This window comes from Dichotomicrobium thermohalophilum (assembly GCF_003550175.1).
GTDB classification, from domain to species: Bacteria; Pseudomonadota; Alphaproteobacteria; order Rhizobiales; family Rhodomicrobiaceae; genus Dichotomicrobium; species Dichotomicrobium thermohalophilum.
The window spans coordinates 1,364,337-1,377,002 of sequence record NZ_QXDF01000001.1; the positions used below are offsets into that span (position 1 = coordinate 1,364,337).

Genomic DNA, 12,666 nt, shown 5'->3' on the forward strand with positions numbered 1-12,666 from the left:
GCTCTGGCGTCACGCGCGGCGGGGCATCTGCGCTTGCCTAGAATAAGCCAGGTCAATGCGCGGCCTCGACTCTGAACATAGCTGTCGATGGCGCAACGGCAATAGGCCGGGCGGGCGTACCCATCCATCCAAGAGGGCCAGCGAGGGAGCGGACCGGACATGAGCGGGAGCAGCGTGATGAGCCTTGCGGTTGTTTCGGGCTTTGCCGCTGCGCTGATCGCGCCGTTTCTCACTATGGGGCTGCGCCATTGGGCTGGCTGGTTACTCGCGCTTTTGCCCCTGGGGCTGTTCGTCTATTTCCTCGATTTCTTCCCCGGCGTCGCGGCGGGTGACACCTTCACCTTCTCGCTGCCCTGGCTGCCGCGTTACGGGATCAATTTCTCGTTCTACGTCGATGGCCTGAGCCTTCTATTCGCGCTGCTGATTTCGGGCATCGGCGCGCTGATCGTGTTCTACGCATCGGGCTATCTCAAAGGGCACCCGCATCAGGGCCGCTTTTTCGGCTTCATTCTCGCGTTCATGGCCTCGATGCTGGGCGTAGTTCTGGCGGACAACGTGGTCACGCTGTTTGTCTTCTGGGAGCTGACCTCGATCACGTCGTTCCTGTTGATCGGCTTCGATCACAGCCGGGAGGCGGCGCGACGGGCCGCGTTCCAGGCACTGACGATCACCGCGATGGGCGGGATCGTGCTGCTGGCCGGACTGCTGATGCTGGGGCTGGCGGGCGGATCGTTCGAGATGTCCGAGCTTCTCGGACGCGGCGAGCTTGTGCGCAATCACCCCTGGGCCGTCGGCATCCTGATACTGTTGCTTGGCGGTGCATTCACGAAGTCCGCGCAGGTGCCATTCCATTCCTGGCTCCCTAACGCCATGGAAGCGCCCACACCGGTTTCGGCGTATCTGCACTCCGCGACGATGGTGAAGGCTGGTGTTTATCTGCTGATGCGGGTCAACCCGATCTTCGGCGAAATGGCGCTGTGGCAGGTAGTTCTGCCGCTGTTCGGCGGCGCGACGCTGGTGGCGGGGACCCTGCTGGCCGTGCGCCAGACCGATCTGAAGCTGATGCTGGCCTACACGACGGTGGCTTCGCTCGGCCTGCTGGTCCTGCTGACCGGGATCGGCACGGAAAAAGCGCTGATCGGGGCAGGCGCGTACCTGCTCGCGCATTCGCTGTTCAAGGGTGCGCTGTTTATGGTCGCGGGCTGCGTGGACCACGAGTCCGGTACGCGCGACATCACCAAGGTCGGTGGACTTTCGGCGCTCATGCCGGTGACGGCGGGCGCGGCGATCCTGGCCGGGCTGTCGATGGGCGGGTTGCCGCCCTTCACAGGCTTCCTGGCGAAAGAGGCGCTCTATGCCGGCATCAAGCTCAAGGAGGCTGGCGATTATGCCGTGCTCGCCGCGCTTGTCTTCGGCAATGCGCTGATGCTGGCGGTTGGCCTTGCCGTGGCGATCAAGCCATTCTGGGGCGCGCGGCCCGAGACGCCGAAGCACCCGCATGAAGCGCCGCTGTCGATGCTCACCGGGCCGGTGGTGCTCGCCGCGCTCGGGCTGATCATTGCGCTGGCGACGCACATGTTCAACACGGACATCATGACGCCACTGGCCACCGCCATCCGCGGCGTGCCGACCGCCGTCGATCTGCATTTCTGGGCCGGCGTCAACCAGGCGCTGATCCTGAGCGTCATCACGGTCCTGCTGGGGCTGGGCTTCCTGCTGCGCTACGAAGCGATGCGTGCGGGCTCTCAGGCCCTGTTCAACGCCATCGGCTGGGGGCCCGACCGCGGCTTCGACCAGGTTGTCGGCGGGCTGGTGCGCTTCTCCTACGGCCTGATGATCTGGGTCCAGAACGGCAATATGCGGTCCTATGTCCGCCTTACCTTCATCGTTGTCGGGCTGGCGCTGTTGATCCCGCCGGTGGCTTTCGGCGCCTGGCCGGAAATGCCGCACGTGCCGGAAATGTCCTTCTATGAGGCGGCGATCCTGGCGCTGGCCGTGGTTGGCGTGCTGCAGGTGGTCCTGGCGCGCAAGCGGCTGACGGCGGTGGTTTCCTTCGGCGTTCAGGGCTTTGCGATCGCGGTGATTTTCCTTCTTTTCGGGGCGCCGGATTTGTCCTTCACGCAGTTCATGGTCGAGACCCTGTCCGTCGTCATCCTGGCCTTGGTGTTCACGCGGCTCCCGCTGGAGCCGCGCGACGAGCGCGCGCCCAGCAGCATCCTCTTCGACGGTGTGCTCGGCATCGCGGCGGCTTGCGGCTTCGGCCTGACGCTGCTCGGCGTGACGGAGGGCGCGTTCGACTCCACGCTGTCCGACTTCTTCCGCGAGTATTCCGCCACCATCGCGCATGGCCGCAATATCGTGAACGTCATTCTCGTCGACTTCCGCGCGCTCGACACCCTTGGCGAGGTGGCGGTCGTCCTCATGGCCGCGCTCAGCGCGCTGGCCCTTATCCGGCTGCGCGCCGGCCGCAGCGCGGGATATCTCGAAAAGGAGCGGCGCCGGTCCCTCGGTCTCGACCAGTCGGCCTAAGGAGCGCATGTCATGGGCACATTGATTTTCCGCACATTTGCGCCTGGGCTTGCAGCCCTCATGGTGATGTTCTCGATCTTCGTGCTGTTGCGCGGGCACAATGAGCCGGGCGGCGGATTCATCGGCGGGCTGATCGCTGCCTCGGGCTTCGCCATCTACGGGATCGCCAACGGCGTGGAAAACGTGCGCCGCGCGCTCTATTTCCGGCCGCTGGCCATTTCCGCGGCGGGCGTGCTGCTGGCCGCGCTGAGCGGCATCCCGGCGCTGTTGCAGGGGAAACCGTTTCTGACGGGGCTGTGGTGGTTTCCCGAACTGGGGGGTGACGTGAAGCTGGCGCTGTCGACGCCGCTTGTGTTCGACATCGGTGTGTGGCTCGGCGTCGTCGGGGCGGTCATCGCCATCGCGCTGGCACTCGAGGAACGGGAGGGATGATGGAACCGGCTCTTGCCGCCGTGGTCGTCGTATACTTCCTGGGAAGCATCTTCCTGCTGACCAGCACGAACCTGATCCGAATCCTGCTCGGCGTCGCCCTGCTGGGCAATGCGGCGAACCTGACCATCTTCACGGCCGGCCGGCTGACGCGCGAGGTGCCGCCGGTCATCCCTGAAGGCGCGATGCAGCCACTCGCGCAGACGGCAAACCCGTTGCCGCAGGCGCTGATCCTGACGGCGATCGTGATTGCCTTCGCGCTGTTCGCCTTCATCCTCGTGCTGGTCTACCGCTCCTACCAGGAACTGGGCTCCGAGAACGTCGACCGCATGCGTGAGGCCGAGCCGCTCGAATACCCGCGTCCGCCGGAGGGCTACTGATGCGAAGCGAGGATCTGATCCAGCTTGCCGCGGCCAAGGGCCCCCTGCCGGAAGGTATCGACCGGGCTGACGCGATGACGCAGACGCCGGTCGGCCTTTCGGACTGGCTGATCATTATGCCTGTGATCCTCCCGCTGTTGATGGGCGTGATCGGCATCATGATGCGCGCCTATCCGCGCTGGACATCGCGGCTGACCGTTGCGGTGCTGGCCGGCGTCGTGTTGGCGAGCGCGGCGCTTCTGTCACGCGTAATCGCCGAAGGCCCAATCGCCATGACCATGGGCCAGTGGCTGCCGCCATTCGGCATCTCGCTGGTGGTCGATCCGCTGGGTGGCCTGCTCACGCTCCTCGGGAGCATCACGGGGCTGATCGTGGCGGTCTATGCGCTCTCGGATGTGGATTTTGCGGCCCGGCGCGCCGGCTTCTATTCCATGCTGTGCTGGCTGATCGCGGGCGTGAACGGCGCCTTTCTGACCGGCGACATCTTCAACCTGTATGTCTGGTTCGAAGTGTTCGTCATCGCCTCGTTCGGACTGATCGTGCTGGGCGGGGAGAGGCTGCAGCTCGACGGTGCGGTGAAATACTGCGTCCTCAACCTGATCGCGACGACGCTTTTCCTTATCGCGGTGGCGCTGCTTTACGGGACGCTCGGCACACTGAACATGGCCGATCTTTCCGGAAAGCTCGCCGCTTACCCGCCGGATGACCCGCAGATGCTGACCATCGGGCTGTTGTTCTTCGTCGGCTTCGGGATGAAGGCGGCCGCCGTGCCACTGCATATCTGGCTGCCGGCGAGCTATCACACGCCCAAGCCCGTGGTTTCCGCACTATTCGCTGCGCTGCTTACGAAGGTCGGCATCTACGCGGTGCTACGAACCTACACGATCGTCATGCCCGCCTCGAACGAAAGCGTGTTGTTCGAGGTGATCTACGTGGTCGCCATCGCCACGATCGTGCTGGGTCTGCTGGGCGCGCTGGCCGAGAGCAATTTGCGCCGGATGCTGGGCTTCCTGCTCATCAGCGGGGTGGGGGTAATGTTGCTCGGCCTTGGTGTCGACACGCGGCTTTCGCTTGCCGCGACAATCTTCTACACCGTGCATTCAGTTATCGTCATGGCGGGGCTTTATCTGCTTGCCGGGCTCATGGAGCGGCGCACGGGTCTGACTTCGCTGCATCGGCTTTCGGGGATGTATACCGGCGCGCCGGTGCTTGCCGTGCTGTTCTTCGTGCTGGGCTTTGCTGCGGCCGGCCTGCCGCCGTTGTCCGGCTTCTGGCCGAAGGTTCTTCTGATCGAGGCTTCGCTGAACGAGCAGCAATACGTCGCCGTCGCCGCCCTGATCGTGAACGGGCTGTTCTCGATGATGGTGGTCGGGCGCGCCTGGGCGCTGATGTTCTGGCGGCCCGTGGTCACCGCCGGTATCATCCCGCAGGCGGAGACCCCGCATCCGCGTGAACAGGCCGCGCCTGTACCGAAGGCCGCGGCGCTGTCCGCCGCCCCGACGCCGCCAAAAGCCGAACCGACGCCGGGGCACAATCCTCCGGCCTTGCTGGTGCCGGTGGTCGTGACGGCCGCCGCAGCGCTGATCATCGGCGTGTGGCCGACGCCGCTGCTCGATCTGTCCGACATCGCGGCCGGAGACCTCCTTGATCCGAGCGCCTACGTCCAAGCCGTGTTCGGGAGCGCGCCATGACTCGTACAGTGCTGATCAATATCCTGCTGGCCCTGGCCTGGGGCGCTGTCACCGGCTCCTTCACCCTCCTCAACCTGGTGTTCGGGTTCGTTATCGCCGCAATCGCGCTGTGGATCATCCGCGAGCAGTTCCACACGCAAGCCTACATCAAAAAGGCGTGGCGGATCGCCAGCCTGATCCTGGTGTTCCTCAAGGACCTGATCGTCTCGGCGTTTCGCGTCGCGGTCATCGTGCTGGCGCCGACACGCCGGTATCAGCCCGGCTTTATCGCCTTTCCGCTGAGCACCGACCGGGCGCCGGAGATCTCGATCCTGGCTAACATGATCACACTGACACCGGGGACGCTTAGCGTCGACGTCTCGGACGACAAGTCGACGCTTTTCATTCACTGCATCGATGTGCCGGACACCGAGGCGCTCAAGCGGGACATTGCCGAAGGGTTCGAGCGCAAGATCATGGAGGCAATGCGATGACGCCGGAAGCCTTTCTCGACCTGGCGATCCGCGTTTCGCTCGGGCTGGTCTGCCTGGCGTTTTTCGTCGCGTTCGTGCGGCTGGTCCGCGGACCGACCCTGGCGGACCGCGTGCTCGCGTTGGACATGTTGGTGACAGTGGGGATCGGCTTTATTGCCGTGATCACCGTGAGTACTGGCTACGGCCAGTATCTCGACGTGGCGATCGGCCTCGGTCTGGTCGGCTTCCTCGCGACAGTGGCCTTCTCGCGCTATATCCTCGCCCGCGGTCCTCGGCCCGAGCAGCGATACGTCACGCCACGCCCGGATCAGGCGGAAACCGGCGTGCGGCTTGAAGGAGAGCCCAAATGATCGATTATCTCGCCGGCGTGTTGCTGATCATCGGTGCCTTCTTCACCTTGGTGGCGGCGGTGGGCGTCGTGCGTCTGCCTGATCTTTACACCCGCATGCACGCAGCCAGTAAAACCGGCACCGTTGGCTCTGGTGTGATGCTTCTGGCGATCGCCTTTCATTCCGGCGAGTTTGATGTCGTCACGCGCGCCATTGCTGGCATCGTCTTCTTCCTCCTCACCGCTCCCTTGGCGGCGCATTTGCTGGCCCGCGCGGCCTATTGCACAGGTGTGCGTCCCTGGCCCGGCACGGCGCCGGACGAACTCGCCGGACATTACGAGCAATCCCCTGCACAGCCTCGGCTGACGAGTGCGTCCGAGTGACGCACAAAAATCATATTGCCAGTGGATTGAATCACTTTTTCCCAAAAAACGTGTAGGTGCTTTCGTAAAGCGTAAAAGCCGAAATGGTCGTAAAAACGCGACATTTCCGGAACGATTTTGCCGCGTCTTGCGCACATCACATTTTGGTCCCGATTGCCGCGTAGCGAAAGTATCGGTTGAAAATCGTTTCTTTTCGTCTATTTTACGGAGTGCCACTAGATAATAAAGCCATGCAAAGCCGTCGTTGGCGCGAGCCGAGCAGGTGTGGATGTGCAATCAAGAAACAGCGACGTTCTTGCACCCTCGGATGTGGCACAAGCTCTGGGCGCCGGCGAACACACGGACTGAGCGAAGGGCGAACGATAGGAGACCTTGTCAATGGAACAGACTGTGGACAACACCGAACTCGTCGAACTCACCACGAACATTGTTTCTGCATACGTGAGCAACAACACCGTGGTGTCAGCGGATCTGCCCAATCTGATCAATGAAGTTCATGGCGCTCTTGTCCGCGCTGCCGCGAACAAGGGGCAACCGCCACAGGAAGAGCAGAAGCCCGCGGTTCCGATCAAGAAGTCGGTCACGCCGGACTACATCATCTGCCTGGAAGACGGCAAAAAGTTCAAGTCGCTGAAGCGGCACCTTCGGGCGCACTACAACATGACGCCGGAGGAGTATCGGGAAAAGTGGGGCCTGCCGCACGATTACCCGATGGTCGCGCCGAACTATGCGGCCGCTCGTTCCCAACTTGCCAAGGAAATGGGCCTGGGTCAGCGCCGTCGCCGCTAAGGCCGCTGGCGGGGCAAGTCCCGCAGCGCAAAAATCACTCTTTCAATAGGGCGGATAGCTCCGCGCAGCAGGCGGGGCGTCCGCCCTCTGCTTTTTCCGCCTGATCCGAGACGCAGGGCCTTCGTGCACGGCCGCGCGTTCTGGTGTAGCCTTGTGTCCATGGAATTACGCGTTCTTGCCACTCCTCCCGAAGCCCGTACGGCAGCCCCTTACTTTGATCCAGAGGCCGCGCGCGCCGAACTCACGGCCCTGTGGCGGCGCCACGGTGACAGCGACGCTCTTCGCCCCCAGGCGCTCGATTTACTCAAGGCCATTGTCCAGGATGCCCGCGAAACTGCGCGCGCCGAACTGGAGACGACCGGCAATGGCCGGGCCTGTGCGGAGAGCCTGTCGCTCTTCCAGGACGAGCTGATCCGGCTGATCTATGACTTCGTCGCCAGCCACGTCTACCGCGCGAAGAACCCCTCGGCGGCCGAGCGCATGACCGTGATCGCCACAGGGGGCTATGGCCGCGGGCTTCTTGCGCCGAAATCAGACATCGACCTGTTGTTCCTGCGCCCGAGCAAGCAGACCGCCTGGGGCGAGAGCGTGGTCGAGAGCATCCTGTATTTCCTCTGGGACTTGGGCTTCAAGGTGGGGCACGCCACGCGCACGATCAACGACTGCATCACGCTGGCGCGGCGCGACATGACGATCCGGACCTCTCTGCTGGATTCGCGCCTGATCCTGGGCGATGAGGAGTTGTTCCAGCGGTTCCGCGACAAGTTCCAGTCCGCCGTCATCTCCGGCACCGAAAAGGAATTCGTCGAGGCCAAGCTCGCCGAGCGGGATGCCCGGCACGAACGCTCCGGCAATTCGCGCTACCGCGTCGAGCCGAACGTCAAGGATGGCAAGGGCGGGCTTCGCGACCTGCACACGCTGCACTGGCTGACGAAGTATCTCTACCCGGAAAGCGAGACGGAGGACTGGGTTGCTCTCGGCATCTTCAGCCCGAGTGAGCAGCGGCACTTCCGGCGCTGCGAGGATTTCCTGTGGACCATCCGCTGTCACCTGCATTTCCTTGCGAACAAGCCAGAGGAACACCTGACATTCGACCGCCAGCTCGTGCTCGCCGAACGTCTTGGCTATCGCGAGGGGGGCAACCTGCGCCCGGTCGAGCGCTTCATGAAGCACTATTTCCTCGTGGCAAAGGAGGTCGGTGACCTCACGCGAATCGTGTGCGCCAGCCTGGAGATGCAGCAACTCAAGGTCACGCCGACACTGGGCAACATGCTGGCCGGCATGGGCTGGCGCAAACGTGCCAAGCTGAGCGCGACGACGGATTTCCGTATCGAGAACGGGCGCATCATGGCCAAGCGAGCAGACGTGTTCCGCGCCAATCCGGTGAACATGATCCGCGTCTTCGCACTGGCCGAGCGACACAAGGTGTTGTTCGACCCGGAGGTGTTCCGGCTGATCCGGTCTTCGCTGCCGTTGATCGACGACGAGATGCGCGCCGACCCCGAGGCGAACCGTCTGTTCCTGGAGTTGCTGACGTCGCCCGGTAATCCGGAGATCGCGCTGCGCCGGATGAACGAAGCCGGCGTGCTCGGCCGCTTCATTCCGGATTTCGGTCGCGTTGTGGCGATGATGCAGTTCAATATGTATCACCACTACACAGTCGACGAGCATCTCATCCGCACCATCGGCGTGCTCTCCGAGATCGAGGACGGCGACCTCGCCAGCGAACTGCCGCTGTCCACCGAGATCATCCGCAATATCCAGAACCGCCGCGCGCTGTTCGTCGCCGCCTTTCTCCACGACATTGCCAAGGGGCGCGACGAGGACCACTCGGTTGCTGGCGCCCGTGTCGCGCGCGAGTTGTGTCCGCGCCTTGGCCTCACGCCGGCGGAGACGAGTACGGTGGCGTGGCTTGTCGAGCATCATCTGGTGATGAGCGAGTTCGCGCAGAGCCGCGACCTAGCCGACCCCAAGACCATCCGCGACTTCGCCGAGATCGTGCAGAGCCCCGAGCGGCTCAAGCTGCTGGTCATCCTGACGGCGGCGGATATTCGCGCGGTCGGGCCCGGCGTGTGGACCGGCTGGAAGGGTCAACTGCTGCGCGCGCTGTACAATGAGACCGAGCCGGTGCTGGCCGGCGGGCACACGCAGATCAGCCGCGAGGCGCAGATCCGCCGGGCGCAGGACCAGCTCCGCGAGGCGCTGAACGACTGGCCGGAAGAGGAGGTCGAGCGCATCATCGCACGGCATTACCCGGCCTATTGGCTGCGCTGCGATCTGGAGACCCAGGTCAAGCATGCCGAGTTGATGCGCCGCTGTGAGGGTCAGCCGACCCCATTCGCGCACGATGCCACGGCATCCCCGATGGGTGCGACCGAGCTGACGCTCTACACAAAGGACCATCCCCGCCTGCTGGCGATCTTCGCCGGCGCGTGTGCCGCAGCGGGTGCACGTATCGTCGGGGCGCACATCTACACCACGCGCGATGGCATGGCGCTGGACACGTTGGGCATTCAGCGCGCCTTTCCGGAGGACCGCGAGGAACTTGAACGGGCCGAGCGGATCGCGGACGCGGTGCAGTCGATGCTAGCCGGCGATCGTGACCTGAAGAAGCTGATGGCGGAAAAACGCAAGGCCAAGCCGAAACTTGAGCCGTTCAGCGTTGAGCCGCAGGTCATCATCGACAATACGCTTTCAAACGATCTGACGGTCATCGAGGTGAACGGGCTCGATCGGATCGGGCTGCTTTACGATCTCGCAGATGCGCTCGCCTCGCTCAACTTGAATATCGCCTCGGCCCATGTGGCCACCTTCGGCGAAAAAGTCGTGGACGTGTTTTATGTGATGGACCGCGCAGGCAACAAGATTGAGAGCGACTGGGCGCGGGAGAAGGTGCACGACAAGCTGATAGCCGCGCTCGAGTCGTGAAGTCTAGGCCAGCCCTTCGCGCGCCTTGCGTATCTTCTGGCGCAGTTCATCCGCCAGGCTCTCCCGCTCCGCCGGCGAAAGACAATCCCCAACCGATACCGCGCGGCCGCTCTCGCGCAGGATCAGGCGTTTCTCGATCTTGTATTGGTCGCTCAGCTCAATGCGAACCCAATGCGGGTTGAAGCGGTCGACGAGGTGGTGCTGGCCAAGATAGCTGGTCATGACGCGGATCAGGTTCGCGCTGACGTCGATGATTTCCAGGCGTTCGGCCCGGCGCATGTTCAGCCAGAACGCGAAGGCAAGGCTCGCAAGCGCGATGATCGCCGGGAACACGACGAACCATGCGGCCGGCGCAGCGACCCAGGCGGTTACCATCGCAAACCCCGCCGCCGCCACACCCGTGACAGCAAGCGTGCCATCACGCCCGAGTGAGCGATGGGGCCAGATAACGATGCGCTCGGCGCCGGCGAGGGTCGGCGGCAGCGCGGCATCGGTCGGCGCCGCAGAGGTTCCGTCCGGCCAGCCTTCCGATATGTCGCTGGTCTGATTTTCGCTCCGGTCCGTCATCCCTGCATCGTTGCTTTTGCGCGCCGGCGCGTCCGACGCACCGGGGGCGGGTGCGCCGTCGGCCCGTGTGGCTGCATCACAGACCTTGATCTATTATACCACTCAGGCGCTTGAAAGGATCACCGCTCTTATAGAGCTGCCGGTCGCGGCGGCGCACGAAAAAAGGACCGGCGCGAAAGGTACGCACCCGTCCTTTTTTCATGTCGGCCAAAGGCCAGTAAGCGGCTTACGCTGCGCGCACCTCGGCTTCGGCGCCTTCCGTCTGGGGCTCTGGGGCCTGCTTGGCGCCGCTGCGCGTCTTGTTCAGCGCCTCATGGATGCGGCGTGTTGCCACAGCCTCGTCTACATCCTGCACGGCGGCGATTTCGCGCGCCATACGCTCCAGGGCCGCTTCGTAAAGCTGGCGTTCGGAATAGGACTGCTCGGGCTGGCTCTCGGAGCGATGCAGGTCGCGCACGACTTCAGCGATCGAGATCAGGTCACCGGAATTGATCTTGGCTTCGTATTCCTGGGCGCGGCGGCTCCACATCATGCGACGAACGCGCGCGCGGCCGCGTAGGGTCGCCATCGCCTTCTCGACGATCGCGCCTTCAGACAGCTTACGCATGCCGACCGACTCGCACTTCGTGGTCGGGACGCGCAGGGTCATTTTTTCCTGCTCGAAGTTGATGACGAACAGTTCAAGCTTGGAGCCGGCGATTTCCTGTTCCTCGATGTCCACGATCCGCCCGACACCATGTGTCGGATAGACAACGTACTCGTTTGTCTTGAAGCCGTTTCTTTGCAGCGATTTTTTTGCAGCCATTCTCTACCGTCTCACTTGTTCTGGCGCTGCCGAGAGATACCAACAGCGCGGGGTTATCCGCTTTTGACTGCGTAGAACCACAGCGCCAACAACACGGAAGTCACCACTGCCCCCAATGGCGGCGTGTTGCTGCCCCCTATGCCCAACTGTGCTACGCGAAACTCGACATCAGAAGACCGCCCGAGTGTCCAGAACGCCAAACAGGCGAGCCGCTACTTCTTGCGACACGCCCAAAATCTGAGAGGCTTCAGAAAGCGCCGCCTCGCCGCGGCGCTGGCGGCAGGACGCTCCACGATCTCTCGCCGAAGAAGTGGTGTTTATAGCATTATTATTAGGCTTTTGGAAGCCTGTGTTCAGATTCCGATAAGCCCTGAGGCCACACCTCAAGGCGCTGGCCAAACTTCTTAACAGCTTTTGCCGCTTGCGGCGTTTTTTGCTTTATGGCGCCAGGCCCCTGACCGTCCGGTCAGAACTTGCCTCTTCCCCTTGCTGAGTCGCCTGAATCGCTTGCGACGTTGCCGCCATCCTTCGGCGACTGTCGATGTTCGGCAAAGGCCGATAGCAGCTTGCGCGACGTTTTGACCGGGGTTAACCTTGATTGCGTTCGGCGGTTCCCTAACGGGACGAAGAGGGAAGCTGGTGCGAAACCAGCGCTGCCCCCGCAACTGTGAGCGGTGAGCCAGCCTTCACGATGCCACTGGCCTGCATGGGCCGGGAAGGCGGAGGCCTTGGCGACGACCCGCGAGCCAGGAGACCTGCCGTTGAACGAGAAGTCACCATAAGCTGGGGCGGTGGGCCCCGTAAAGGAGCACAGCATGATCCGTTATATCCTGATGGCAGCCGCATTCACGCTCGCGGCTGGTCTGCCGGCGACTGCGCATCACGATGGCGAGCAGTATCGCAAGGCGAGCGTTTCGGTGAGCCACGCCTGGACAGGCGCGACCGCAGAAATGGCGCACGCCATCGAAGTTTACATGACCATCGAGAACGCCGGCTCGGAACCCGTGACTTTGACCGGCGCGGACGTATCGTTTGCGCGCCCGGGCGTGTTTCAGGCACAGGTGGTTGGCGCGGATGGGACGCTGCGCACGCGCGAAGTCAACACCGTCGAGATCGGGCCCGGTCAGAGCGTGACGATGCAACCGGGTGGCCTGCGCATCGTGTTCAACGACGTGCAGCGGCGGCTGTTTGCCGGCGACTATTTCCAGGCGCATCTAGAGTTTGCAGAGATCGGCGAGGTTGAGATCGACGTCGAGGTAGAGAAACTCGGCGAGGAAACCGACCAGGACGGGGACGAGGGCGAACTCGGCTAGCCGCTGTTCAAAAGACTGTATTCCGGAATTGGTGCGGCGCTGACGGGGGC

General features: G+C 63.3%; 12 protein-coding genes and 1 riboswitch. Of the genes, 10 read left to right on the top strand and 2 right to left on the bottom strand.

Annotated features, from left to right (window positions below):
* Window positions 1-159: 159 nt before the first annotated feature.
* The 9 genes from BXY53_RS06270 to BXY53_RS06310 all read left to right on the top strand — a co-directional run bounded on the left by BXY53_RS06270 (window position 160) and on the right by BXY53_RS06310 (window position 9,931).
* Window positions 160-2,529: a putative monovalent cation/H+ antiporter subunit A gene (locus BXY53_RS06270; RefSeq protein ID WP_119060998.1), complete on the top strand. Its 2,370-nt coding sequence runs from the start codon at window positions 160-162 to the stop codon at window positions 2,527-2,529.
* A 12-nt stretch (window positions 2,530-2,541) separates the two neighbouring features.
* A complete protein-coding gene (locus BXY53_RS06275) occupies window positions 2,542-2,961 on the top strand; it encodes a Na+/H+ antiporter subunit B (protein WP_119060999.1) in 420 nt (139 codons plus the stop codon).
* On the top strand, window positions 2,958-3,338 hold the full coding sequence (locus tag BXY53_RS06280; protein ID WP_210209160.1) for a Na+/H+ antiporter subunit C: 381 nt from the start codon (window positions 2,958-2,960) through the stop codon (window positions 3,336-3,338). The genes BXY53_RS06275 and BXY53_RS06280 overlap by 4 nt, the downstream gene beginning before the upstream one ends.
* The gene (locus BXY53_RS06285; RefSeq protein WP_119061001.1) at window positions 3,338-5,029 is read left to right on the top strand and encodes a Na+/H+ antiporter subunit D; all 1,692 of its coding nucleotides are present in this window, start codon (window positions 3,338-3,340) and stop codon (window positions 5,027-5,029) included. Before BXY53_RS06280 ends, BXY53_RS06285 begins: the two co-directional genes overlap by 1 nt.
* Window positions 5,026-5,502, top strand: coding sequence for a Na+/H+ antiporter subunit E (locus BXY53_RS06290; protein ID WP_119061002.1), 477 nt, complete (start codon window positions 5,026-5,028; stop codon window positions 5,500-5,502). Before BXY53_RS06285 ends, BXY53_RS06290 begins: the two co-directional genes overlap by 4 nt.
* Complete coding sequence (locus BXY53_RS06295) at window positions 5,499-5,852, top strand: cation:proton antiporter (RefSeq protein ID WP_119061003.1); 354 nt, start codon at window positions 5,499-5,501, stop codon at window positions 5,850-5,852. Before BXY53_RS06290 ends, BXY53_RS06295 begins: the two co-directional genes overlap by 4 nt.
* Complete coding sequence (mnhG, locus tag BXY53_RS06300) at window positions 5,849-6,214, top strand: monovalent cation/H(+) antiporter subunit G (RefSeq protein ID WP_119061004.1); 366 nt, start codon at window positions 5,849-5,851, stop codon at window positions 6,212-6,214. Before BXY53_RS06295 ends, mnhG begins: the two co-directional genes overlap by 4 nt.
* A 378-nt stretch (window positions 6,215-6,592) precedes the next feature.
* A complete protein-coding gene (locus tag BXY53_RS06305; protein WP_119061005.1) occupies window positions 6,593-7,003 on the top strand; it encodes a Ros/MucR family transcriptional regulator in 411 nt (136 codons plus the stop codon).
* Between the two features lie 159 nt (window positions 7,004-7,162).
* The gene (locus BXY53_RS06310) at window positions 7,163-9,931 is read left to right on the top strand and encodes a [protein-PII] uridylyltransferase (protein WP_119061006.1); all 2,769 of its coding nucleotides are present in this window, start codon (window positions 7,163-7,165) and stop codon (window positions 9,929-9,931) included.
* Window positions 9,932-9,934: 3 nt separating this feature from the next.
* Here the strand turns inward: BXY53_RS06310 and BXY53_RS06315 are convergent, their stop codons facing one another.
* Entirely contained in the window at window positions 9,935-10,498 is a 564-nt protein-coding gene (locus tag BXY53_RS06315; protein ID WP_119061007.1) for a DUF2244 domain-containing protein, read from the bottom strand.
* A 226-nt stretch (window positions 10,499-10,724) separates the two neighbouring features.
* Complete coding sequence (locus BXY53_RS06320) at window positions 10,725-11,303, bottom strand: CarD family transcriptional regulator (protein WP_119061008.1); 579 nt, start codon at window positions 11,301-11,303, stop codon at window positions 10,725-10,727.
* Between the two features lie 591 nt (window positions 11,304-11,894).
* A riboswitch (cobalamin riboswitch) is annotated at window positions 11,895-12,080 on the top strand.
* Window positions 12,081-12,118: 38 nt separating this feature from the next.
* Between BXY53_RS06320 and BXY53_RS06325 the strand changes: the two genes are divergently transcribed.
* Window positions 12,119-12,616 carry a copper chaperone PCu(A)C gene (locus BXY53_RS06325; protein ID WP_119061009.1) on the top strand — a complete coding sequence of 166 codons (498 nt, stop codon included), beginning with the start codon at window positions 12,119-12,121 and terminating at the stop codon, window positions 12,614-12,616.
* Window positions 12,617-12,666: the final 50 nt, after the last annotated feature.